The sequence below is a fragment of the Sphingobacterium sp. GQ94 genome, assembly GCF_059758715.1.
Map to the genome: position 1 here is coordinate 33,828 of NZ_JCAXEC010000005.1, position 21,698 is coordinate 55,525.

Here is a 21,698-nt window from a genome sequence, read left to right on the forward strand (position 1 = left end):
ACTTTGTTCTTTATTTGGTTTCTAAAATCAAAAAGATTTGATTATTGGGGAAATTTATTTTTTCTTTGCACAGATTTATTAAACAATTAAACTAGAAAATCATGTCAGATATCGCATCAAGAGTAAAAGCAATTATCGTAGAAAAGTTAGGTGTAGATGAAAATGAAGTAACACCAGAGGCTTCTTTCACGAATGATTTAGGTGCAGACTCACTTGATACAGTTGAGTTGATCATGGAATTCGAAAAAGAATTCAACGTTGCAATTCCTGATGACCAAGCTGAAAACATCAGTACTGTAGGTCAAGCTATCGCTTACCTAGAAAAAAATGTTAACTAACTAATTTTATTAGGCCAAATAGTATAAATGGAGCTTAAAAGAGTAGTTGTAACAGGGTTAGGTGCACTTACACCGATCGGTAATTCTGTCTCAGAATATTGGGATGGATTGATCAACGGTGTAAGTGGTGCCGCTCCTATAACGCATTTTGATGCGTCAAAATTCAAAACACAATTCGCTTGTGAGGTCAAAGGCTTTGATCCACATAACTACTTGGATCGGAAAGAAGCCCGGAAGTTAGATCCTTTTGTTCAGTATGCAATTGCATCAACTGATGAAGCAATTAAGGATGCAAACTTGGACTTTGAAAAATTAGACAGGACTCGAGTAGGTGTTATTTGGGGATCGGGGATTGGAGGTTTGACTACATTCACCGAAGAAGTTGTGAATTATTCCAAAGGAGATGGTACTCCTAGGTTTAATCCTTTCTTTATTCCAAAAATGCTCATCGATTTGGCACCGGGACATATTTCAATGCGTCACGGTTTCCAAGGGCCAAATTTTTCGGCAGTTTCTGCTTGTGCTTCGGCTACCAATGCAATGATTGATGCCTTTACTTACATTCGTACAGGACGGTCGGACATTATTGTTACAGGTGGTTCGGAGGCAACCATTAATGATGCTGGTATAGGTGGTTTCAATGCAATGCATGCGCTTTCTACGCGTAATGACGATCCAAAAACTGCGTCCCGTCCATTCGACAAGGATCGTGATGGATTTGTTTCAGGAGAAGGATCTGGTGCAATTGTATTGGAGAGCTTAGAACATGCATTAGCTCGAGGTGCTAAGATATATGCGGAAATTGTAGGAGGGGGTATGAGTGCTGATGCATATCATATTACAGCTTCACATCCTGAGGGTTTGGGGGCCAAGTTGGCAATGACCATGGCCATTAAGGATGCTGAGATGGACTTCTCTGATATTGATTACATTAACGTGCATGGTACGTCAACCCCAGTGGGTGACGTAAGTGAAACCAAGGCAATCGTTGATTTATTTGGTGACCACGCATATAAATTGAATATTAGCTCGACAAAATCTATGACTGGTCATTTATTGGGTGCTGCAGGCGCAATTGAAGCGATTGCTTCAATTTTAGCTGTGAAGAACGATATTGTTCCTCCTACCATAAATCACTTCACTGATGATCCTCAATTAGATAATAAACTGAACTTTACATTTAATACTGCTCAGAAAAGGGTTGTGAATGCAGCTCTGAGTAATACCTTTGGTTTCGGTGGACATAATGCCACTGTAATCTTTAAGAAGTTTAAAGATTAAATAAATGTTGTTTTATTTTGCAAAAGGCTAAACATTAAATAGGTAGTTGTTGCAACTACCTATTTGTTATTTTACCGTAACATGCCTATTCTCCTAGTTTATAAACTATATCTATCTCCTCATCGGACTTACTTTCGAAGGCTAAAGAATATTTTAGGGTTCGTTCCTGGCAACATACGCCTCTATCAAATGGCTTTCAGACATAAATCTGTGGCTGTTGTGATAAAAGATGGTGTGAAGAATAGTAATGAACGATTAGAGTTTTTAGGAGATGCGGTATTAGGTTCTATCGTTGCAGAATTATTATTTAAACTTTATCCCTATAAAGATGAAGGTTTTTTAACCGAGATGCGATCGAAAATCGTTTCTAGAGTCAATCTCAATCAACTCTCAAGAAAATTGGGCTTTAACGAACTAATTGAATTCGATGCTCGAATGATTGGTTATCCCAACAAGCAAGGATCTCTTTTGGGAGATGCATTTGAAGCTTTGGTGGGGGCTGTATATTTAGATAAAGGCTATTCCTTTACAAGAGAGTTCCTGCTTTCCAGAATCATTAAGCCGCACGTAGATATCCATGTTTTAGAGATTACCGAAACTAATTTTAAAAGTCGATTAATTGAATGGTGCCAGCACAATGGTAAAGATGTCGCCTTTATGCAGATTGATAATCCCGATGGAGAATCCAATAAAATGTTTTCCATCAAGGCGGTTGTTGATGGAGAAGATTGTGGTCTTGGTCGAGATTTTAATAAAAAAAGTGCTGAGAAAATTGCTGCAGAAAGGGCTTGTGAATATTTAAAAGTATTCGACTCCGAATAAATATTTCAAAAAGATAGGCCGGAAATAGGGAATACTAAGAGTAAATATTAATTTTGCTGCATGGCAACGATCAAACCATCATTAGCAAAAGGGACACGCGATTTCTCTCCCATAGAAATGGATAAGCGTAATCATATTTTTAATACACTAAAGTCTATTTTTAAAAAATATGGGTACAGTGAAATTCAAACACCATCATTTGAGAATTTGAATACCTTAACTGGTAAATATGGAGATGAAGGTGATAAACTGATTTTCAAAATTCTAAATTCCGGAGATTATCTTGCAAAGGCCCCAACGGACTTGTTGCAAACAAAAGTTTCTAATTCTCTAATTCCTTTTATTTCAGAAAAAGCATTGCGATACGATTTAACCGTGCCTTTTGCAAGATACGTGGTTATGCATCAAAATGACATTGCCCTTCCTTTTAAACGTTTTCAAATTCAACCTGTTTGGCGAGCAGATCGTCCACAGCGGGGTCGTTATAGGGAGTTTTATCAATGCGATGTAGATGTGGTTGGTTCTGACTCACTATTAAATGAGGCCGAATTTGTGCTGATTTATCACGAAGCGCTAAAAGCACTAGGATTAAAAGATTTTACAATAAAACTTAATAATCGCAAGATCCTTTCGGGGATTGCTGAGGTGGTAGGTAAACCCGAGTTAATTGTGAGTATGACGGTTGCTATTGATAAGCTTGATAAAATAGGGTTGGATGGAGTAAATAAAGAACTCCTTGAACGAGGGTTCACCCAAGAGGACTTGGAGATTCTGAAACCCATCATTGAAATGAGTGGAAACAATGAACAAAAGATGGAATCCCTTGCATCAGTGCTTGCAAATTCTCAGGTTGGTCTATTGGGACTTGAAGAACTTCAGGAAGTTTTTAATTACATTAAAAAGCTAGGTCACCCGGAATTATTAGACAGACAAGTTGAACTAGATATTACTTTAGCTCGGGGGCTTAATTATTATACAGGGTGTATTTTTGAGGTGAAAACCAATGAGGTGCAAATGGGAAGTATTGGAGGCGGAGGTCGTTACGACGATTTGACAGGTATGTTTGGACTGAAAGGTCTAACGGGGGTCGGGGTATCCTTCGGGGCGGACCGAATTTATGATGTATTGGAAGAGCTTAGCTTATTTCCCGTTAACAATTTACATCGCACCAAATTACTCATCATAAATTTTGACGCTCAAATCGAAGACTTCACTTTACCATTATTATGTAAGTTAAGAGAAAATGAGATTTCAGCTGAGCTATATCCCACGGCGGTAAAACTAAAAAAACAGATGAGCTATGCAGATTCAAAGCAGATCCCATTTGTATTATTGATAGGTCAACAAGAGGTCGAATCAGGTAGACTATCTCTAAAAAATATGTCTACAGGTGAGCAAACCGAAGTGAATGTTGAAGAATTAATAAAGATTTTACAATAGCAAAGAATCATTAAAGGACTTGAATAGGGTCCTTTTTGTTTGCCATTAGCGAAAATTAAGATCAAGGTTCTGAGAAAAACACACATTGTAACCTAAAAAATCTTCAAAATATCGTTAATATTGATTAAATTTGTGGTCAGTTAGTAAAGATATTCAATACTTTGAAATGAGTTCAACACCTATAACAAAAGAAACCTACCTAGAGTGGTATAAGTCTATGCTGCTCATGCGCAAATTTGAAGAGAAAGCCGGACAGTTGTATGGACAACAAAAGATCCGTGGATTTTGTCACTTATACATTGGACAGGAAGCTGTAGTTGCGGGGACTATGTCTGTGATTGGGGCGAAAGACTCTCTAATTACTGCTTACCGTGATCATGCTCACGCACTTGCAAAAGGTGTATCAGCGGATGCATGTATGGCCGAACTTTATGGTAAAGTTACCGGCTGTTCAAAAGGTAAAGGAGGCTCAATGCACTTCTTTTCTAAAGAACATAAATTTATGGGCGGACACGGAATCGTAGGTGGACAGATTCCTTTGGGTGCTGGTATTGCATTTGCAGAAAAATATCTCGGTAATGACAACGTAAACGTTTGTTATATGGGAGATGGGGCTGTTCGTCAAGGCGCTTTTAATGAGACCCTGAATATGGCAATGTTATGGAAACTACCTGTAATCTTTGTTTGTGAGAACAATGGTTATGCCATGGGAACCTCGGTGAAAAGAACAACAAATATGCAAGATATTTACAAAATGGGATTGGGATTTGATATGCCAAGTGCTCCTGTAGATGGAATGGATGTTGTTGCCGTTCATAACGCAATGGACGAAGCTGTTCAACGTGCTCGTGCTGGTGAAGGTCCAACATTTTTGGAAATTCGTACGTATCGTTACAAAGGACATTCGATGTCTGATCCAGCAAAATACCGTACAAAAGACGAGTTAGAAGAATATAAAGAAAGAGATCCAGTTATTGCCGTTAAGCATGCTATTGTCGAGAACAAATATGCAGATGATGCATGGTTTGCAGAAGTTGAGGCCGATGTGAAAAAAGTGGTTGATGCTTCTGTTAAATTTGCAGAAGAATCTCCATATCCTGATCCATCGGAGATCTACAAGGATGTCTATGTACAGGAAGATTATCCATTCATATTGGATTAATAATTGATAATTACTTTAACTAAATAGAACGATTTTAAGAAATGGCTGAAGTAGTAAGAATGCCAAAAATGAGCGACACAATGACCGAAGGGGTGATCGCTAAATGGCACAAAAAAGTTGGTGATAAAGTAAGTTCGGGTGATTTAATTGCTGAAGTTGAAACCGACAAAGCAACAATGGACTTTGAATCTTACCAAGAGGGTATATTGTTATATATTGGACCAAAAGAAGGTGAAGCTGTTCCTGTGGACTCAGTTATTGCCATATTGGGAGAGCAAGGTGAGGACTTCGAGGCACTCTTGAAAGAAGGTGGTCCCGCTCCTGATAAAAAAGAAGAAGTTAAAGAAGATAACTCCAAAAAAGAAGATTCTGATGGATCTGATCAAGAATCTGATGTTACCCCAGAAGATTTAGGTGTTACAGTAATCACAATGCCATTGTTGAGTGATACAATGACCGAGGGAGTAATTGCTCAATGGAACTTCAAAGTAGGAGATACCATTAAGTCTGATGATTCCATCGCCGATGTAGAAACAGATAAAGCAACAATGGAAGTGACAGCATATGCTGATGGCACTTTATTATATGTTGGTTTAGAAGCAGGTCAAGCTGCTAAAGTGAATGATATTATTGCGATTGTTGGCCCTGCCGGAACTGATATTACTCCGTTGTTGAACAAAAAATCCTCAACGGGTGCTAGCGCTCCTGCAAAAAAAGAAGACAACCAAACTCAAGCTTCCTCGCAAGATGCTGCTCCCTCAGAGCCTGCTCAAAGCCAAGGGGAAGTTTCCGATGATACCCGAGTTAAAGCCTCTCCTTTGGCTAGAAAGATTGCTAAAGACAAAGGAATTGATCTTACACAAGTTAAAGGATCTGCGGAGAATGGACGTATTGTTAAGAAGGACGTTGAAAACTTCAAACCTGCTGCAGCCCCAGTTGCTTCTTCAGCTCCGAGTGATCAGACTAAAACGACAATAAGTTTACCTCAGTTTGTTGGAGAAGAGCGTTTTACCGAGAAGCCTGTTAATCAAATGCGTAAAACAATTGCGCGTAGATTAGGAGAGTCTTTATTTACGGCCCCACATTTTTACCTGACTGTAAGTATCGATATGGATAATGCTATGGCAGCTCGTGCGCAGATCAACGAAGTTGCTCCAGTGAAAGTTTCTTTTAACGATATCGTCATTAAAGCAGTAGCGATTGCGTTGAAAAAACATCCAAACGTTAACTCCTCGTGGTTAGGTGATAAAATACGATACAACGAGCATACTAATATTGGTGTTGCTATGGCTGTAGAAGATGGCCTACTGGTACCAGTTATACGTTTCGCTGATGGTAAATCTTTATCTCACATTTCTGTCGAGGTGAAGGATTTCGCTCAAAAAGCAAAAGCTAAAAAACTACAACCTTCAGATTGGGAAGGCTCGACCTTTACCGTTTCTAACTTAGGGATGTTTGGAATAGATGAATTTACATCAATTATAAATTCTCCAGATGGTGCAATATTGTCCGTTGGAGCTATCCAGGCTGTACCGGTTGTTAAAAATGGTGCAGTTGTACCCGGCAATGTTATGAAATTAACGCTTGGATGTGATCACCGTGTAGTAGATGGAGCCACCGGAGCTCAATTTTTACAAACCTTAAAAAGTCTGTTAGAAGCACCGATTCGCTTATTAGCATAAATTACTTCAGATTCCAAATGGAATAGAATAAAAACAGAGATCACTTGTGATCTCTGTTTTTATTTACCCTTAGCCCTTCAATCATTACGTTCTTTTTGATTATAAAAAGAACTTGAAAACTCATTATGGTTAACTGGGGCACGATAGATGACAATCAGATGCTCTTTGGATTTGTCTCAAGATAACTCATTTGTTAATTCTCTTTGCCAAACTTATAGCAAGTCTTTTTTTGAAAGATTGTTATTTTTTATTGGATTTTGTTTTGATATGTAGTATTTTGTCAACTTAGGTAGAAATGAGATCGTGTTAATTAATTACAATTCAGAAGAGTGTCAATAAAAAATATAATATTTGGGTTTGGATTTGGAGTCCTTACATTAATTTCCTGTGTCTCACCCGAGGCTAAACAATTAGAAAAAAAGATAAATCAATCGAAATTAGATAGTGTTAGCTTAGTATATAATTCTGCTGAGGCGAATATGGAAATTGATGCTTTTATGCAAAAATTACATAAAAAATCGGGGTTTAACGGAAATGTATTAGTTGCTCGAAAAGGAAAAATTATATACCAAAACTCCTTTGGATGGGCAAATTATTTGTTAAAAGATAGTCTACATATCAATTCTCAATTTGAACTTGCCTCTAATTCAAAACCATTAACGAGCCTTGGTGTTTTGAAATTAATTGAAGATGGTAAACTTAAGCTCGAAAATACGGTAAATGATTTTTATCCCGATTTCCCTTATCCAGGAATTACTATAAAACAGCTGTTGTCTCATCGTTCGGGACTTCCTAATTATGTCTATTTCTCAGAAACAGTGTGGAAGGACCGTAAAAAAGGGATGTCCAATCAGGATGCCATGAAACTTTTGATTGAACACCATCCGGCTCGATATGGCGCACCTGACGGACGTTTTCATTATAATAATTCTAATTTTATGGTTCTTGCCTCCATAATTGAAAAGGTAACTGCCCAGGATTTTGGAGTTTTTATGAAAGAAAATATTTTTGATCCTGCGGGAATGAAACATACCTCAGTTTATTCAAAGGCTGTTTATGAAAAAATTCCAACTGATGTGATTGGGCATGATAAAATTTGGCGAAGATCTGTTGTTCAAAATTATTTGGATGGTCCGGTTGGAGACAAGGGTATTTATAGTACTGTTCAGGATTTATTTCTGTTAGATCTCGCCTTAAAAGAGGGAAGGGTGGTTGATAAGGCATTACTTGATTCAGCTTATGTTCCGCGAAGTGATGCTAAGCATAGTTTATTTAGTTATGGTTATGGGTGGAGAACTTTTCATCCAACTAACAATCCCATAGTTTATCACACGGGTTGGTGGCACGGATTTAAGAGTTTATATGTGAGGGATTTAAAGAATGATGTATGCATTGTGTTGTTAACGAATATGGCAAATGGTAGTTTACATAACTTAGATGATTTGTATAAGATCTTGGAAATGCCTATTTTGAGACAAAATGCATATGATGCAAACGGTGAATTTGTTAATTAAACTTTAAACGATATATGAAAAAGACATTGATTTTGGGAGCAAGTACCAATTCTGCAAGATATTCTTATCTGGTAGCCAATAAATTGGTAAGGAAGAGTCATCCAATTGTTAATGTTGGACGCAAAACCGGAAAGGTTGCTGGCGTTGAAATCGAACCAGCAGAGACCATTCATGACGATATTGATACAATAACTTTATATGTTGGTCCTAAAAATCAGCCGCAATATTACGATTATATTTTAAACACCAAACCAAAACGATTAATCTTCAATCCAGGCTCTGAAAACCCGGAACTAGCGAGTCTGGCAAAAGAAAAGGGGATTGAGGTCATCGAAGGGTGTACATTAGTTATGCTAAATACAGGTCAATTTTAAGAGATAATCTTTGATTAAGAAAGAATAGCTCAATCTTATAGCGCATAGAGATCTTTTTGAATCGATACAAAAGAAGCAGATTAACGACCGTTTTTCTGCTTCTTTCTGTATTGTATGTTCGAGAAGTGGGGATTTATAAAAAGAATCCACCGAGTTACTTTGGATGAGCGTGTTCAACAAACTTGTTTTTAATTAAAAATAGATTGATGTTTTTCTCTGGAGATTCGTGAAATTTTTTGGGAAACAATCCTTAACTTGTGATAATTATTATGTTCACACAGTTATGATTCCTAAAATTTCGTTATTGATAACGCTCATATGCTTATTTTTTTGCAATGTTAGCTATTCCCAGAATTCGGCAAAAACGTTGGCCTTAGATACCACGTTCATTAATCAACAACTCAAGGCAAGTGTAGCACAAATTCTGGTCTTAGCAGCTGCAACTCCAGAGGATAAATTTCCTCAAAATTTTTCCAACAACACACATAAGTTTTCTAGTTCGAGTTGGTGGTGTTCTGGTTTTTACCCAGGTACATTATTGCTTCTATCGGAAGCAACTTCGAATGAAAAATTAAAAGATCTGGCCCTTGCAAAGTTAAAACATCTTCAAAAAGAGCAATACAATAAAGGAACACATGATTTGGGTTTTATGCTCTATTGTAGTTTTGGGAATGCATTACGATTAACCAACGACTCGCTAAGCTATCTCGCTGTTTTAAAGAACGGTGCGAAATCTCTGAGTAGTAGGTACAGTGCAAAAACAAGGACGATTCGATCGTGGGATAATAATAAATGGGAATACCCTGTGATTATTGATAATATGATGAATTTAGAATTTTTGATGGAAGTGTCAAAAATGACCGGAGACACAACCCATTCGCATATTGCAAAGACACATGCACGAACTACAATGAAGAATCATTACCGAAAAGACTTTAGTTCTTATCATGTGGTTGATTATGATGCAGAAACTGGGATTGTCCTCTCAAAACAAACCCATCAGGGAGCCTCAGACGAATCCGCTTGGGCCAGAGGACAAGCTTGGGGGTTATACGGATTTATTATGATGTATAGAGAAACTAACGATAAATCCTTTTTGAAATTTGCTAAAAATATTGCTTCCTTTATTCTCAATCATCCAGAATTACCTGCTGATTTAATTCCCTATTGGGATTTTGATCAGAAGAACATTCCGTCCGAAAGTCACATGGCTTCTAAGAAAACTTTGCGCGATGCCTCAGCTGCTGCTTTATTAGCTTCTTGCCTTTTGGAGCTGTCTGAATATACAGAAGGGAAGGAATCCCAGAATTATTTGAGAAAGGCAGAAGGGATGATTAGAACCCTTTCTTCGGATGAATATTTTTCAAAAAAGGGAGAGAATGGAGGGTTTTTATTAAAACATAGTGTTGGTGCTTTGCCTATGCATTCTGAAGTTGATGTGGCACTAAGCTATGCTGATTATTATTATGTAGAAGCACTACTTCGTTACCAAAGAATGCTCTCTGGAGAAAATATGATTCAAAATTAAATTTCTAAAACTTAAATCCTGTCCAATATTTTTAAAAAATAATTTACTAACTATTTGATAGTTATAAAATTGTTTGTACTTTTGCAGTCCCTTAATGGGGATAGTATGTCTTGAGCGAAGCCCTACTGCTTCGATGGACTTTTAATTAATTAATTTATAACATGTCAGGAATAATTGGAAAAAAAGTAGGAATGACCAGCCTGTTCAACGCTGATGGGAAGAATATTCCTTGCACAGTAATCGAGGCTGGGCCGTGCGTGGTAACGCAGATACGTACGGTAGAGAAGGATGGCTATACCGCTGTTCAACTGGGATTTGAAGATGCCAGAGAAAAGAACACAACAGCCCCTCTAAAAGGACACTTTGCAAAAGCAGGGGTTAGTCCTAAGCGTAAACTAGTTGAATTCAAAACCTTTGTGGATGAGAAATCACTAGGAGACATCATTGATGTTACTTTGTTTGAAGAAGGTGAGTATGTGGATGTAGTTGGAACTTCAAAAGGTAAAGGTTTTCAAGGTGTAATGAAACGTCATGGATTTGGTGGTGTAGGTGGTGCGACTCACGGTCAGCACAACAGACTACGTGCGCCAGGTTCATTAGGTGCTTCATCATGGCCTTCACGTGTATTCAAAGGAATGCGCATGGCGGGTCGTATGGGTGGAGATCGTGTGAAAGTTCAAAACTTACAAGTTTTGAAAGTTTATCCAGATCAAAATCTAATCGTTGTTAGTGGTTCCGTACCAGGAGCTAAGGGTTCATTTGTAGTTGTAGACAAATAGTAGAGATGGAAATTAACGTATTTAATTTATCAGGTAAAGAAACAGGTGCCAAGGTGCAACTGCCTGAGTCAGTATTCGGTGTAGAGCCTAACGACCACGCGATCTATTTGGATGTTAAACAATATTTAGCAAACCAACGTCAAGGAACACACAAATCAAAACAACGTAATGAAATTGCGGGTTCTACTCGTAAATTACACAAACAAAAAGGTACAGGTGGTGCCCGTGCGGGTTCTATCAAATCTCCATTGTTTAATGGTGGTGGTCGAGTATTCGGTCCTCAACCACGTGATTATAGCTTTAAATTGAATAAGAAATTAAAGCAATTAGCACGTAAATCTGCATTGAGTTATAAAGCACAAGAAAACAATGTTTTGGTATTGGATGAAGTAAACTTCGAGACAATCAAAACAAAGAACTATTTAGCTTTAATTAATGCATTGAACATTGCTGACGAAAAAACTTTACTAGTATTGCCAGCATACAATAACAATGTTTATTTATCAAGCAGAAACTTGAAGAAAGCAAAAGTTATCGTAGCAAATGAGTTGAGTACATATGATGTATTAAACGCTACGAAATTATTGTTAACAGCGGATTCTGTTAAAACTTTGGAGGAAGCATTAGCTAAGTAATATGGAAATTATTAAAAAACCTATCTTAACTGAGAAAGCTTCAATGTTAACGGAGAAATTAAACCGTTATGCTTTCAAAGTAGATCATAGAGCTAACAAAATTCAGATTAAAACTGCTGTTGAGCAGATGTTCGGAGTGAATGTACTTGCAGTTAACACGTGTGTTGTTGCAGGTAAAACGAAGAGCCGTCATACCAAAGCAGGTTTTGTTTCTGGAAGAAGCCCTAAATATAAAAAAGCCATCATCACGGTGAAAGATGGCGAAACTATTGACTTTTACAGTACACTATAATAAGAAATGGCAGTTAAAAGATTCAAACCGGTTACCCCTGGAACTCGTTTTAGAGTTGGTGCTGATTATTCAGACGTTACAACTAACGTACCTGAGAAATCATTAGTAGTTAGCGTCAACAAAAGATCAGGTGGTCGTAATAATTCCGGTAAAATGACTATGCGTTACATCGGTGGGGGACACAAAAAAGTATACCGATTAATAGATTTCAAACGCGATAAAAAAGATATCCCTGCAAAAGTAGCTACTATCGAGTATGATCCAAATCGTACAGCACGTATTGCATTATTGCATTATGCAGATGGTGAGAAACGTTACATCCTTGCTCCATCTGGTTTAACAGTAGGACAAACGGTAATTGCAGGCGAATCAGTAGCCCCAGAAATTGGTAATACCATGCCTTTGGCAAACATTCCTTTGGGTTCGATTATTCACAATATCGAATTAAACCCAGGTCAAGGAGGTTCCATTGCACGTTCTGCAGGTACATATGCACAACTGTCTGCACGTGATGGTAAATACGCGATTATTAAATTGCCTTCGAGTGAAGTACGCATGATTTTATTAACATGTGTTGCGACAATCGGATCTGTATCCAACTCAGAAAAAGCTAGCCAAGTATTGGGTAAAGCTGGTCGTAACCGTTGGTTAGGTCGCCGTCCTCGAGTTCGTGGTGTTGCTATGAACCCTGTCGATCACCCTATGGGTGGTGGTGAAGGTCGTTCATCAGGAGGTCACCCTCGTTCACGCACAGGAGTATTGGCTAAAGGCTACAAAACTCGTTACAAGAAGAAAACATCGAATCGTTACATCATTGAGAGAAGGAAAAAATAATGGCTCGTTCAATTAAAAAAGGTCCTTATATCGATCACAACTTAGAGAGAAAAGTTCTTTCTATGAATGAAACTAACAAGAAGTCAGTTATCAAAACTTGGTCTCGTAGATCAATGATTTCCCCTGATTTTGTTGGCCATACCTTCGCAGTGCATAATGGGAATAAATTTATTCCAGTTTATGTAACAGAAAATATGGTTGGTCACAAGCTTGGTGAATTTGCGCCTACGCGTACTTTCAGAGGCCACGCAGAAAAGAAAAAATAATAGGTAATGGAAGCAACAAATAAACTCAAAAAATCTGTTTTAATTAAACAGCGCAAAGAGCAGCAAAAGGCTCAAGTAGGAGGAGCTTCTACTGCTAAGTTATTAAATTGCCCTACTTCTCCACGTAAAATGCGTTTAGTAGTGGACCTTATCCGTGGTCAGAAAGTAGAAAACGCACTTTATATTCTTAAGCATACTGGTAAAGAAGCTGCAATTCGTGTTGAGAAATTATTACTTTCAGCAATTAAGAATTGGGAATCTAAAAACGAAGGCACTTCCTTAGAAGAAGGTAGCCTGTATGTAAAAGAAGTATCCGTTGGTGGAGGTAGTCAATTGAAAAGATTACGCCCTGCACCTCAAGGAAGAGGATATAGAATTCGTAAGCGTTCTAACCATGTAACTTTGGTAGTAGATAGTTTAAAAACAGTTAACAACTAATCATATTAAGAATGGGACAAAAGGCAAATCCAATAGGTAGCAGATTAGGAATCATCAAAGGATGGGATTCTAATTGGTTCGGAGGAAACAACTATTCTGATAAGTTAGTTGAAGACGAAAAAATAAGAAAATATCTTTCTGTACGTATCGCAAAAGGCGGTGTAGCTAAAGTTGTTATTGAAAGAACTTTAAAACGCATCACGGTAACAATCCACACAGCGCGTCCAGGTATTGTAATTGGTAAAGGTGGTCAAGAAGTTGATAAAGTCAAAGAAGAGTTAAAAAAACTAACTAAGAAAGACGTTCAAATCAACATTTTTGAAATTAAACGTCCTGAACTAGATGCAAAATTGGTTGCAGAAAGTATTGCAAAACAATTAGAGGCTCGTATTTCTTTCCGTCGTGCAATGAAAACTTCTATCGCATCTACTATGCGTATGGGAGCAGAAGGTATCAAAGTAATGTGTTCTGGTCGTTTAGGCGGTGCTGAGATGGCGCGTACAGAACAATACAAAGAAGGAAGAACTCCTTTACACACATTACGTGCTGATATTGATTATGCATTAGCAGAAGCGTTGACCACTTACGGTAAGATTGGTGTTAAAGTATGGATCTGTAAAGGTGAAGTATATGGCAAGAGAGATCTTTCCCCTAACATTGGTCAAGCATCAGGTGTAAAAACTCGTGGTGGACAAGAGGGTGGATCTGATCGTCGTGATAACAATCACCGTGGCGGACGTGGTGGAAACCGCAATGCTGGCGGAGGTGGTCGTCGTGGAGACGGTAACACTAACCGTGGCGCAAAAAGAGATTAATTAACAATAAGATTTAAAACGATCTGTTTAGACAGATTACTATAAAATACGAACATGTTACAGCCAAAAAGAACGAAGTTCAGAAAGATGCAGAAAGGCCGTATGAAAGGTAATGCTTCTCGTGGAGCAGAATTAGCTTTCGGTTCTTTCGGTATCAAATCAATGGAGCCAGCATGGATCACAAGCCGTCAAATTGAGGCAGCTCGTATTGCCGTTACCCGTTACATGAAACGTGAAGGGCAAGTTTGGATCCGCATTTTCCCTGACAAACCTGTTACCAAGAAACCTGCAGAGGTACGTATGGGTAAAGGTAAGGGTGCTCCAGAGTATTGGGTAGCTGTAGTGCGCCCAGGCCGTGTATTATTTGAAGCAGAAGGTGTGTCTTTAGAAATTGCTAAAGAAGCATTACGTCTAGCAGCTCAGAAACTACCGGTTCAAACAAAGTTTGTTATACGTAGAGATTACGTAGAAGCATAATAATCGTCGGTAATGTCAATCGTTTAGCCTTACAGCCGTTACCTGTAAGGCATCCTAAACAGGAGATAACCCGATCCAACAAATTGAGAAATGAAAAATTCAGAAATCGTAGAATTATCAACTGAGGATTTAACAGCCCGTCTCGCAGAAGAGAAGGTTGCCTTAAACAAATTGAAATTTGCACATGCTGTTTCTGCTATTGAAAACCCTAATGTATTCAAAGCAGCTCGCAAAATTATTGCTCGTCTCTCTACGGAGATTTCAAGCCGTAAAAATGCAGCAAAATCTGAAACAGCCTCTGAGGCATAAAATTTAAGTCGAAATGGAAAGAAATTTAAGAAAAACAAGAATCGGCTTAGTAGTTAGCAACAAGATGAACAAATCTATCGTAGTGACTGTTGAGCGTAAAGTAAAACATCCTATTTACGGTAAGTTCGTTAAGAAAACTACTAAATTTAAAGCTCATGACGAAACGAATACCTGTGGTATCGGCGATACGGTATTGATTATGGAAACTCGTCCGCTGAGTAAGACTAAAAATTGGAGATTAGTAGAAATTTTAGAGAGGGCTAAATAATGGTACAACAGGAATCAAGACTAAATGTAGCTGACAATAGCGGTGCTAAAGAAGTTTTAGTAATCCGTGTATTGGGCGGAACGCGCAAGCGTTATGCATCTATCGGTGATAAAATTGTTGTTACCGTTAAGAGTGCAATGCCTTCAGGAAACGTGAAAAAAGGAACCGTTTCTAAGGCTGTAGTAGTACGTACGAAAAAAGAAATCCGTCGTAAAGATGGATCTTATATTCGTTTCGATGACAACGCTGCAGTATTGTTAAATAATAATGATGAACCACGTGGAACGCGTATCTTTGGCCCTGTGGCGAGAGAGCTTCGTGAGAAACAGTTCATGAAAATTGTATCACTAGCACCGGAGGTTTTATAATTATGGCACAAAAGACAAAAACAACTACTCACAAAATCAAAATCAAAAAAGGTGATTTAGTGAAAGTTATCGCTGGTAACTCTAAAGGTGTTCAAGGAAAAGTATTGCAAATAGTAGTGGATGCAAACAGAGCAATCGTTGAAGGCGCTAACCTCGTTAAAAAACACACTAAACCAAACGCAGCTAATCCTAATGGTGGTATCGTTGAGAAGGAAGCTGCGATCAACATCTCAAACTTAGCTTTAATTGATCCAAAAACAGGTAATCCTACTCGTATTGGACGTAAACTAAATGCAGATGGTAAACTAGTTCGTTACGCAAAAAAATCAGGGGAGGAAATTAAATAATGACTTACGTACCAAGATTGAAAGCAAAATATGCGGAAGAAGTCCGTACTGCGCTTAAAGAAAAATTCCAGTATAAGAGTGTTATGCAAGTTCCTAAACTGGAGAAAATTGTTGTTTCACAAGGTGTTGGAGCTGCAACCACTGATAAAAAGTTAATTGACAATGCAATTGCTGAATTAACGCTTATCACTGGTCAACAAGCAGTCCCTACAAAATCAAAGAAGGATATTTCCAACTTTAAATTGCGTAAGGGAATGCCGATTGGTGCTCGCGTAACATTACGTGACAACAATATGTTCGAATTTTTAGATCGTTTAATTGCGGTTTCATTACCTCGTATCCGTGATTTCCGTGGAATCAACGATAAAGGTTTCGATGGACATGGAAATTATACTCTAGGTGTTACTGAGCAGATTATTTTCCCTGAGATTGATATTGATAAAATCAATAAAATTCAAGGTATGGATATTACATTCGTAACGTCTGCAAAAAATGATATCGAAGCTTTAGAGTTATTGAAACAATTCGGCTTACCATTCAAAAATCAAAATACGAACAACAATGGCTAAAGAAGGAATAAAAGCACGCGAAGTTAAGCGTCAAAGATTAGTTGCAAAATTTGCAGATAAACGTGCGGCTCTAAAAGCTGCTGGCGATTATGCTGCATTAGATAAATTGCCTAAGAATGCTTCACCTGTACGTTTGCACAATCGTTGTAAATTAACAGGCCGTCCTAAGGGTTATATGCGTCAATTTGGTATCTCTCGTGTTACTTTTCGTGAGATGGCTTTAGACGGGAAAATCCCGGGAATAAGAAAAGCTTCTTGGTAATCAAAAAAAATATTTACTTTTGCCCGGATAAATCGTGTTAAACGGTTTATCGGGTTTTTTTGCATTGCAATATTATTAACAGATAAAAGGTCTGATTCTTAGGTTAGAACCGGAAACCATTATCCTAATTGAATACACAAAATGAATACAGATCCAATAGCGGATTACCTTACACGAGTAAGGAATGCCATCAAGGCCAACCACAGGGTTGTTGAAATTCCTGCATCGAACCTTAAAAAAGAAATTACAAAAGTTCTTTTCGACAAAGGTTACATTGCTAATTATAAATTCATCGAAGAAGGACCTCAAGGTTCTATCAAAATTGCGTTGAAATATAATCCAATTAGCAAAGTACCGGCTATTCGCACTTTGACACGTGTGAGTAAACCTGGTTTAAGAAAATATGCAAATGTTGACAACATGCCCCGTGTTTTAAATGGTTTAGGAATTGCGATTTTGTCTACATCGAAAGGTGTAATGTCAGACAAAGAAGCTGCCGTTCAAAATGTTGGTGGTGAGGTTTTATGTTACATTTATTAATCTAGGAAAAACACACAAAAATGTCAAGAATTGGAAAAGCGCCTATCGCAATACCTTCGGGTGTTACGATTTCTGTATCAGATAAGAATCTGGTAACTGTAAAAGGCCCTAAAGGTGAATTATTTCAAAAAGTAGACAGCGACATTACTGTTAAAGAAGAAGACGGTAATATCTTGATAACTCGCCCTACTGAACAGAAAAAACACAAAGCATTACATGGTTTATACCGCTCCCTATTAAACAATATGGTTGTTGGTGTTACCGAGGGTTACAAAACTACACAAGAGCTTGTAGGTGTTGGTTACCGTGCAGCAAATACGGGTAACACCTTAGAGTTAACTTTAGGTTTCTCTCACCAGATTGTAATTGTATTGCCACAGGAAATTAAAGTTACAACTACTGCTGATAAAGGTAAAAACCCAACGATTACGCTTGAGTCTATCGATAAACAATTGATTGGACAAGTTGCAGCGAAAATCCGTAGCTTACGTAAACCAGAACCGTACAAAGGTAAAGGTATTAAGTTTGTGGGTGAAGTATTAAGAAGAAAAGCAGGTAAATCAGCTAAAAAATAATAACCATGGCAGGAATTAAATCAAATCGCAGAGAGCGAATTAAAAAAGGAATAAGAAAACACCTGGCTGGATCAATTGAGCGTCCACGTTTATCTGTTTTTAGAAGTAATAAAGGTATCTATGCACAGATTGTTGATGATATTAGCGGCAAAACTATCGCTGCAGCATCAACATTATCTAAAGAATTTGCTGGTTCAGGAAATAAAGTAGATCAATCTAAAGCTGTAGGTAAATTGGTTGCAGAAAAAGCAATTGCAGCAGGAGTTAGCAAAGTAGTTTTTGACCGTAATGGGTACTTATACCATGGCCGTATCAAATCATTGGCTGAAGGTGCTCGCGAAGGCGGTTTAGACTTTTAATTAAAAAAAAGATGGCATTAAGCAATATTAAAAGAGTAAAGTCAAGCGAGATTGAATTAAAAGATCGCTTAGTAAGCATCCAACGTGTTGCTAAAGTAACTAAAGGTGGTCGTACCTTCAGTTTCTCTGCAATCGTAGTAGTTGGTGATGAGAATGGTATCGTAGGATACGGTTTGGGTAAAGCTAAAGAGGTAACTGAAGCTATCACTAAAGGTATCGATGATGCAAAAAAGAATTTAGTTAAAGTTCCTATCATAAGAGGAACTGTACCTCACTTGCAATACGGTAAGTATTCTGGAGGTTCAGTGATGATTAAACCAGCAGTTAGTGGTACAGGTGTTTTAGCAGGTGGTGCAATGCGTGCAGTGTTGGAGTCAGCTGGTATCAAAGACGTATTGGCAAAATCATTAGGATCTTCTAACCCGCATAACGTGGTTAAAGCAACAATTGATGCATTAGCGAATATGCGTGATGCTTATACAGTTGCACAACAACGTGGTGTCGATTTAAACAAAGTATTTAACGGTTAATATCATGGCAAAAATTAGAATTACCCAGATAAAGAGCGTTATCGACAGAAGCGAGCGCCAAAAGAGAACGATTGAGGCTTTAGGTTTAAAGCGCATTAATCATTCGATAGAAGTTGAAGCTACAGCGGCCATTATCGGTATGGTTCGCAAGGTAAATCACCTAGTTGCTATCGAAAGCATTTAATAAAATTTGATGGAAAGGATTCTCACGATCCTTTCCATTCTGTTGTTATTATTATTAATTGTTATGGCCTGTTTAGTGAGAGCGAAGGCGTAACGCAATTTTACTAAAATGAATTTAAGTAATTTAAAACCAGCAGCTGGTTCAACAAAAAACAAAAAACGTATTGGTCGTGGTCAAGGTTCTGGTCGCGGTGGAACTTCCACTCGTGGTCACAAAGGCGCTGGATCTCGTTCTGGACACTCAACTAAGATCGGTTTTGAAGGTGGTCAAATGCCTTTACAACGTCGTGTTCCTAAGTTCGGTTTTAAAAACATTAACCGTGTTGAGTACATTGGAATTAACCTAGACGTTTTGCAAAGTTTGATTGAAAAATACAATCTTACATCTGTTGATTTTGAATCTTTAAAATTACATGGTTTAGTTTCGAAAAATGATCTAGTTAAAATCTTAGGTCGTGGTGAATTTACTGCCAAAATCGAAGTTAAAGCCCATGCATTTACAGCTTCAGCTCAAAAAGCTATTGAAGCAGCAGGTGGTTCTATCGTTAAATTGTAAACCTACATGAAGAAACTAATCACAACCTTAACCAATATATGGAAGATAGAAGAATTACGTAATCGTATTCTTAATACATTACTTTTTCTTTTAATATACCGCATAGGATGTCACGTGGTACTACCAGGTGTTAATCCAGATGCTTTGGTAATTAACAGGGAAGGTGGTAATGACATTATGAATCTAATCAATATGTTTGCAGGAGGATCTTTCTCTCGTGCAGCTATTTTTGCTTTAGGTGTAATGCCATATATCTCTGCCTCTATCGTAGTGCAGCTATTGGGGATTGCTGTTCCTGCTTTTCAAAAGATGCAGAAAGAAGGAGAATCTGGTCGTAAAAAAATGACCCAGATTACCCGTTACCTAACAGTGGCAATTACTTTGGTACAAGCAGTAGCTTATGTTAAGACTCAAATTGGGCCTGAAGCAAAAACGATTGCTGATCCAATGTTCTCTATTCTTTCGGCAGTTGTATTGACTGCGGGTACATTGTTTGTGATGTGGCTAGGTGAAAAAATTACCGATAAGGGGATTGGTAACGGTATTTCGCTGATCATCATGGCTGGAATTATTGCTCAACTACCAGCTGGTTTAACCGCTGAGTGGGCTGCAAGAATGAGTCCAAGTGGTGGCGGACCGATTCCATTATTATTGGAGTTTGTTGCCTTGTTTTTTGTTGTTATCTTCACTATTCTGGTTGTTCAAGGTGTCCGCAAGGTACCTGTTCAGTATGCCAAGAAAATTGTTGGTAATAAACAAGTTGGCGGTGTACGTCAATATATTCCTTTAAAGGTAAATGCAGCGGGTGTAATGCCAATTATTTTTGCACAAGCAATCATGTTTTTACCTATGTCTATTAGCCAGTTTTTCCCAAATGTTCAATCGGACTTTTTGACAAATCTGAGTAACTATACCTCTGTTACGTATAATGTGGTATTCTCAATAATGATTATTGCATTTACATTTTTCTATACAGCGATTATGGTTAATCCTCAGCAAATGTCTGATGATATGAAGAAAAATGGTGGTTTTATTCCAGGAATTAAGCCGGGATTTGAAACCAATTTGTTTATCGATAATGTCATTTCTCACATAACCTTTCCGGGAGCAATCTTCATCGCGATTATTGCAATATTCCCTGCGATTGCTACTTTGTTTGGTGTTAATAACCAGTTCGCCCATTTTTATGGAGGAACATCTTTACTTATCTTGGTAGGGGTGGTATTGGATACCATTCAACAAATTGAAAGTCATTTATTAATGCGTCATTACGATGGATTGATGAAAACTGGAAGAGTAAAAGGTAGAAGTACAGCGGCAAGCATAGAAGGTTACGATCAATCAGCAATATAAAATTCTGAATGTCGAAAGTATATTATAAAACAGAAGAAGAAATACAGCAAGTGCGAGAGTCTGCAAATGTACTCTCGCTCTTACTTGCCGAAATCGCAGGCCTGATAAAACCTGGAATTACGACTTTATCATTAGATAAATTTGCCTTTGACTTCATTAACGATTATAAGGGTACACCAGCTTTTTTGAATTATCATGGATTTCCATATTCTTTATGTATTTCTTTGAATGATCAAATAGTACATGGTTTCCCGAGTGATTACGTGTTAAAAGAAGGAGATATCATCTCAGTAGATGGTGGTGTCGATTTGAATGGTTTTATTAGTGATTCAGCGTATACTTTTGGTGTAGGTGAGATTTCAGATGAGGCAAAGCAATTACTAGAAGTTACAAAAGCATCTTTGTATGCTGGTATTGAGCAGGCTGTAGCTGGAAAACGGGTAGGGGATATTTCTTCAGCTGTTCAAGAATATGTGAGTCCTTATAACTATGGGGTGGTTCGTGAATTAGTCGGACATGGAGTTGGATTTCATTTGCATGAAAAACCAGAAGTTCCAAACTATGGTAAACGTGGGGCTGGTCCTAAACTTGAAGAGGGTTTGGTAATTTGTATCGAGCCTATGATCAATGCAGGTAAGGCAGGCGTTAAATTTTGGGATGATGGTTGGACAGTAAGTACAATCGATGGTAAACTTTCTGCGCATTTTGAACAGATGGTGGCCATTCGAAAAGGGACTCCAGATGTGTTGTTGAATTTTGACGCGATAGAGAAAGTTTTAAGTAAAAAGTAGTTGGTATTCAA

Annotated in this window: 31 protein-coding genes; all 31 read left to right on the forward strand. The window is 37.9% G+C overall.

Annotation, left to right across the window (positions count from 1 at the left end; all coding sequences use genetic code 11):
- Window positions 1-101: 101 nt before the first annotated feature.
- The 31 genes from AC6CHH_RS06430 (at window position 102) to map (ending at window position 21,687) form a co-directional block, all read left to right on the forward strand.
- Complete coding sequence (locus AC6CHH_RS06430) at window positions 102-338, forward strand: acyl carrier protein (RefSeq protein WP_079643602.1); 237 nt, start codon at window positions 102-104, stop codon at window positions 336-338.
- Window positions 339-365: 27 nt separating this feature from the next.
- Window positions 366-1,619 carry a beta-ketoacyl-ACP synthase II gene (gene fabF, locus AC6CHH_RS06435; protein WP_498280947.1) on the forward strand — a complete coding sequence of 418 codons (1,254 nt, stop codon included), beginning with the start codon at window positions 366-368 and terminating at the stop codon, window positions 1,617-1,619.
- An 81-nt stretch (window positions 1,620-1,700) separates the two neighbouring features.
- Entirely contained in the window at window positions 1,701-2,441 is a 741-nt protein-coding gene (gene rnc, locus AC6CHH_RS06440) for a ribonuclease III (RefSeq protein ID WP_498280949.1), read from the forward strand.
- A gap of 60 nt (window positions 2,442-2,501) precedes the next feature.
- A complete protein-coding gene (gene hisS, locus AC6CHH_RS06445; protein WP_498280952.1) occupies window positions 2,502-3,881 on the forward strand; it encodes a histidine--tRNA ligase in 1,380 nt (459 codons plus the stop codon).
- Between the two features lie 166 nt (window positions 3,882-4,047).
- Window positions 4,048-5,043 carry a pyruvate dehydrogenase (acetyl-transferring) E1 component subunit alpha gene (gene pdhA / locus AC6CHH_RS06450; RefSeq protein ID WP_498280954.1) on the forward strand — a complete coding sequence of 332 codons (996 nt, stop codon included), beginning with the start codon at window positions 4,048-4,050 and terminating at the stop codon, window positions 5,041-5,043.
- Window positions 5,044-5,084: 41 nt separating this feature from the next.
- Window positions 5,085-6,725 (forward strand): dihydrolipoyl dehydrogenase family protein, encoded by a 1,641-nt coding sequence (locus tag AC6CHH_RS06455; protein WP_498280956.1) that lies wholly within the window; start codon window positions 5,085-5,087, stop codon window positions 6,723-6,725.
- Window positions 6,726-7,054: 329 nt separating this feature from the next.
- Window positions 7,055-8,239, forward strand: a complete 1,185-nt coding sequence (locus tag AC6CHH_RS06460) for a serine hydrolase domain-containing protein (protein WP_498280958.1) — start codon at window positions 7,055-7,057, stop codon at window positions 8,237-8,239.
- Window positions 8,240-8,253: 14 nt separating this feature from the next.
- On the forward strand, window positions 8,254-8,613 hold the full coding sequence (locus AC6CHH_RS06465) for a CoA-binding protein (protein ID WP_498280960.1): 360 nt from the start codon (window positions 8,254-8,256) through the stop codon (window positions 8,611-8,613).
- A 367-nt stretch (window positions 8,614-8,980) separates the two neighbouring features.
- A complete protein-coding gene (locus AC6CHH_RS06470) occupies window positions 8,981-10,141 on the forward strand; it encodes a glycoside hydrolase family 88 protein (RefSeq protein WP_498280962.1) in 1,161 nt (386 codons plus the stop codon).
- 161 nt (window positions 10,142-10,302) lie between these two features.
- Window positions 10,303-10,920 (forward strand): 50S ribosomal protein L3, encoded by a 618-nt coding sequence (gene rplC, locus AC6CHH_RS06475; protein WP_498280964.1) that lies wholly within the window; start codon window positions 10,303-10,305, stop codon window positions 10,918-10,920.
- Window positions 10,921-10,925: 5 nt separating this feature from the next.
- The gene (gene rplD / locus AC6CHH_RS06480) at window positions 10,926-11,555 is read left to right on the forward strand and encodes a 50S ribosomal protein L4 (RefSeq protein WP_498280966.1); all 630 of its coding nucleotides are present in this window, start codon (window positions 10,926-10,928) and stop codon (window positions 11,553-11,555) included.
- A gap of 1 nt (window position 11,556) precedes the next feature.
- Window positions 11,557-11,847: a 50S ribosomal protein L23 gene (gene rplW, locus AC6CHH_RS06485; RefSeq protein ID WP_498280968.1), complete on the forward strand. Its 291-nt coding sequence runs from the start codon at window positions 11,557-11,559 to the stop codon at window positions 11,845-11,847.
- A 6-nt stretch (window positions 11,848-11,853) separates the two neighbouring features.
- The gene (rplB, locus tag AC6CHH_RS06490; protein WP_498280970.1) at window positions 11,854-12,681 is read left to right on the forward strand and encodes a 50S ribosomal protein L2; all 828 of its coding nucleotides are present in this window, start codon (window positions 11,854-11,856) and stop codon (window positions 12,679-12,681) included.
- Entirely contained in the window at window positions 12,681-12,947 is a 267-nt protein-coding gene (rpsS, locus tag AC6CHH_RS06495; protein WP_002997495.1) for a 30S ribosomal protein S19, read from the forward strand. The genes rplB and rpsS overlap by 1 nt, the downstream gene beginning before the upstream one ends.
- Window positions 12,948-12,953: 6 nt before the next feature.
- The gene (gene rplV / locus AC6CHH_RS06500) at window positions 12,954-13,385 is read left to right on the forward strand and encodes a 50S ribosomal protein L22 (protein WP_498280973.1); all 432 of its coding nucleotides are present in this window, start codon (window positions 12,954-12,956) and stop codon (window positions 13,383-13,385) included.
- An 11-nt stretch (window positions 13,386-13,396) separates the two neighbouring features.
- Window positions 13,397-14,200 (forward strand): 30S ribosomal protein S3, encoded by an 804-nt coding sequence (gene rpsC, locus AC6CHH_RS06505; RefSeq protein ID WP_498280975.1) that lies wholly within the window; start codon window positions 13,397-13,399, stop codon window positions 14,198-14,200.
- 54 nt (window positions 14,201-14,254) lie between these two features.
- Window positions 14,255-14,677, forward strand: a complete 423-nt coding sequence (rplP, locus tag AC6CHH_RS06510; RefSeq protein ID WP_498280977.1) for a 50S ribosomal protein L16 — start codon at window positions 14,255-14,257, stop codon at window positions 14,675-14,677.
- 90 nt (window positions 14,678-14,767) lie between these two features.
- The gene (gene rpmC, locus AC6CHH_RS06515) at window positions 14,768-14,986 is read left to right on the forward strand and encodes a 50S ribosomal protein L29 (RefSeq protein WP_498280979.1); all 219 of its coding nucleotides are present in this window, start codon (window positions 14,768-14,770) and stop codon (window positions 14,984-14,986) included.
- A gap of 13 nt (window positions 14,987-14,999) precedes the next feature.
- Window positions 15,000-15,254: a 30S ribosomal protein S17 gene (gene rpsQ, locus AC6CHH_RS06520; protein ID WP_498280981.1), complete on the forward strand. Its 255-nt coding sequence runs from the start codon at window positions 15,000-15,002 to the stop codon at window positions 15,252-15,254.
- Window positions 15,254-15,622, forward strand: a complete 369-nt coding sequence (gene rplN, locus AC6CHH_RS06525; protein WP_498280983.1) for a 50S ribosomal protein L14 — start codon at window positions 15,254-15,256, stop codon at window positions 15,620-15,622. Before rpsQ ends, rplN begins: the two co-directional genes overlap by 1 nt.
- A gap of 2 nt (window positions 15,623-15,624) precedes the next feature.
- Window positions 15,625-15,969, forward strand: a complete 345-nt coding sequence (gene rplX / locus AC6CHH_RS06530; RefSeq protein ID WP_498280985.1) for a 50S ribosomal protein L24 — start codon at window positions 15,625-15,627, stop codon at window positions 15,967-15,969.
- Window positions 15,969-16,538: a 50S ribosomal protein L5 gene (gene rplE / locus AC6CHH_RS06535; RefSeq protein ID WP_498280987.1), complete on the forward strand. Its 570-nt coding sequence runs from the start codon at window positions 15,969-15,971 to the stop codon at window positions 16,536-16,538. Before rplX ends, rplE begins: the two co-directional genes overlap by 1 nt.
- The gene (gene rpsN, locus AC6CHH_RS06540; protein ID WP_498280989.1) at window positions 16,531-16,800 is read left to right on the forward strand and encodes a 30S ribosomal protein S14; all 270 of its coding nucleotides are present in this window, start codon (window positions 16,531-16,533) and stop codon (window positions 16,798-16,800) included. The genes rplE and rpsN overlap by 8 nt, the downstream gene beginning before the upstream one ends.
- Before the next feature lie 141 nt (window positions 16,801-16,941).
- Window positions 16,942-17,340, forward strand: a complete 399-nt coding sequence (gene rpsH / locus AC6CHH_RS06545) for a 30S ribosomal protein S8 (protein WP_498280991.1) — start codon at window positions 16,942-16,944, stop codon at window positions 17,338-17,340.
- A gap of 20 nt (window positions 17,341-17,360) precedes the next feature.
- The gene (gene rplF, locus AC6CHH_RS06550; protein ID WP_498280993.1) at window positions 17,361-17,915 is read left to right on the forward strand and encodes a 50S ribosomal protein L6; all 555 of its coding nucleotides are present in this window, start codon (window positions 17,361-17,363) and stop codon (window positions 17,913-17,915) included.
- A gap of 5 nt (window positions 17,916-17,920) precedes the next feature.
- Window positions 17,921-18,274, forward strand: a complete 354-nt coding sequence (rplR, locus tag AC6CHH_RS06555) for a 50S ribosomal protein L18 (RefSeq protein ID WP_498280995.1) — start codon at window positions 17,921-17,923, stop codon at window positions 18,272-18,274.
- 11 nt (window positions 18,275-18,285) lie between these two features.
- Window positions 18,286-18,804 carry a 30S ribosomal protein S5 gene (rpsE, locus tag AC6CHH_RS06560; protein ID WP_498280997.1) on the forward strand — a complete coding sequence of 173 codons (519 nt, stop codon included), beginning with the start codon at window positions 18,286-18,288 and terminating at the stop codon, window positions 18,802-18,804.
- A 4-nt stretch (window positions 18,805-18,808) separates the two neighbouring features.
- Window positions 18,809-18,988: a 50S ribosomal protein L30 gene (gene rpmD, locus AC6CHH_RS06565; protein ID WP_498280999.1), complete on the forward strand. Its 180-nt coding sequence runs from the start codon at window positions 18,809-18,811 to the stop codon at window positions 18,986-18,988.
- Between the two features lie 108 nt (window positions 18,989-19,096).
- Complete coding sequence (rplO, locus tag AC6CHH_RS06570; RefSeq protein ID WP_498281001.1) at window positions 19,097-19,543, forward strand: 50S ribosomal protein L15; 447 nt, start codon at window positions 19,097-19,099, stop codon at window positions 19,541-19,543.
- Window positions 19,544-19,549: 6 nt separating this feature from the next.
- Window positions 19,550-20,896 (forward strand): preprotein translocase subunit SecY, encoded by a 1,347-nt coding sequence (secY, locus tag AC6CHH_RS06575; RefSeq protein ID WP_498281003.1) that lies wholly within the window; start codon window positions 19,550-19,552, stop codon window positions 20,894-20,896.
- Between the two features lie 8 nt (window positions 20,897-20,904).
- Complete coding sequence (map, locus tag AC6CHH_RS06580; protein WP_498281005.1) at window positions 20,905-21,687, forward strand: type I methionyl aminopeptidase; 783 nt, start codon at window positions 20,905-20,907, stop codon at window positions 21,685-21,687.
- The last annotated feature ends 11 nt before the right edge of the window (window positions 21,688-21,698 follow it).

What these genes read in the sequence shown, in the direction of transcription:
- rpsS (WP_002997495.1), top strand. Translation starts at nt 12,681, where the DNA reads ATGGCTCGTTCAATTAAAAAAGGTCCTTATATCGATCACAACTTAGAG.
- pdhA (WP_498280954.1), top strand. Translation starts at nt 4,048, where the DNA reads ATGAGTTCAACACCTATAACAAAAGAAACCTACCTAGAGTGGTATAAG.
- rpsC (WP_498280975.1), top strand. Translation starts at nt 13,397, where the DNA reads ATGGGACAAAAGGCAAATCCAATAGGTAGCAGATTAGGAATCATCAAA.
- AC6CHH_RS06455 (WP_498280956.1), top strand. Translation starts at nt 5,085, where the DNA reads ATGGCTGAAGTAGTAAGAATGCCAAAAATGAGCGACACAATGACCGAA.
- rpsE (WP_498280997.1), top strand. Translation starts at nt 18,286, where the DNA reads ATGGCATTAAGCAATATTAAAAGAGTAAAGTCAAGCGAGATTGAATTA.
- rpmC (WP_498280979.1), top strand. Translation starts at nt 14,768, where the DNA reads ATGAAAAATTCAGAAATCGTAGAATTATCAACTGAGGATTTAACAGCC.
- rplB (WP_498280970.1), top strand. Translation starts at nt 11,854, where the DNA reads ATGGCAGTTAAAAGATTCAAACCGGTTACCCCTGGAACTCGTTTTAGA.
- rnc (WP_498280949.1), top strand. Translation starts at nt 1,701, where the DNA reads ATGCCTATTCTCCTAGTTTATAAACTATATCTATCTCCTCATCGGACT.
- rplV (WP_498280973.1), top strand. Translation starts at nt 12,954, where the DNA reads ATGGAAGCAACAAATAAACTCAAAAAATCTGTTTTAATTAAACAGCGC.
- rpmD (WP_498280999.1), top strand. Translation starts at nt 18,809, where the DNA reads ATGGCAAAAATTAGAATTACCCAGATAAAGAGCGTTATCGACAGAAGC.
- rplP (WP_498280977.1), top strand. Translation starts at nt 14,255, where the DNA reads ATGTTACAGCCAAAAAGAACGAAGTTCAGAAAGATGCAGAAAGGCCGT.
- rplE (WP_498280987.1), top strand. Translation starts at nt 15,969, where the DNA reads ATGACTTACGTACCAAGATTGAAAGCAAAATATGCGGAAGAAGTCCGT.
- rplO (WP_498281001.1), top strand. Translation starts at nt 19,097, where the DNA reads ATGAATTTAAGTAATTTAAAACCAGCAGCTGGTTCAACAAAAAACAAA.
- rplN (WP_498280983.1), top strand. Translation starts at nt 15,254, where the DNA reads ATGGTACAACAGGAATCAAGACTAAATGTAGCTGACAATAGCGGTGCT.
- rpsN (WP_498280989.1), top strand. Translation starts at nt 16,531, where the DNA reads ATGGCTAAAGAAGGAATAAAAGCACGCGAAGTTAAGCGTCAAAGATTA.
- fabF (WP_498280947.1), top strand. Translation starts at nt 366, where the DNA reads ATGGAGCTTAAAAGAGTAGTTGTAACAGGGTTAGGTGCACTTACACCG.
- hisS (WP_498280952.1), top strand. Translation starts at nt 2,502, where the DNA reads ATGGCAACGATCAAACCATCATTAGCAAAAGGGACACGCGATTTCTCT.
- AC6CHH_RS06430 (WP_079643602.1), top strand. Translation starts at nt 102, where the DNA reads ATGTCAGATATCGCATCAAGAGTAAAAGCAATTATCGTAGAAAAGTTA.
- rplF (WP_498280993.1), top strand. Translation starts at nt 17,361, where the DNA reads ATGTCAAGAATTGGAAAAGCGCCTATCGCAATACCTTCGGGTGTTACG.
- rplD (WP_498280966.1), top strand. Translation starts at nt 10,926, where the DNA reads ATGGAAATTAACGTATTTAATTTATCAGGTAAAGAAACAGGTGCCAAG.
- AC6CHH_RS06465 (WP_498280960.1), top strand. Translation starts at nt 8,254, where the DNA reads ATGAAAAAGACATTGATTTTGGGAGCAAGTACCAATTCTGCAAGATAT.
- rplC (WP_498280964.1), top strand. Translation starts at nt 10,303, where the DNA reads ATGTCAGGAATAATTGGAAAAAAAGTAGGAATGACCAGCCTGTTCAAC.
- secY (WP_498281003.1), top strand. Translation starts at nt 19,550, where the DNA reads ATGAAGAAACTAATCACAACCTTAACCAATATATGGAAGATAGAAGAA.
- rplR (WP_498280995.1), top strand. Translation starts at nt 17,921, where the DNA reads ATGGCAGGAATTAAATCAAATCGCAGAGAGCGAATTAAAAAAGGAATA.
- map (WP_498281005.1), top strand. Translation starts at nt 20,905, where the DNA reads ATGTCGAAAGTATATTATAAAACAGAAGAAGAAATACAGCAAGTGCGA.
- rplX (WP_498280985.1), top strand. Translation starts at nt 15,625, where the DNA reads ATGGCACAAAAGACAAAAACAACTACTCACAAAATCAAAATCAAAAAA.
- rpsH (WP_498280991.1), top strand. Translation starts at nt 16,942, where the DNA reads ATGAATACAGATCCAATAGCGGATTACCTTACACGAGTAAGGAATGCC.
- rplW (WP_498280968.1), top strand. Translation starts at nt 11,557, where the DNA reads ATGGAAATTATTAAAAAACCTATCTTAACTGAGAAAGCTTCAATGTTA.
- rpsQ (WP_498280981.1), top strand. Translation starts at nt 15,000, where the DNA reads ATGGAAAGAAATTTAAGAAAAACAAGAATCGGCTTAGTAGTTAGCAAC.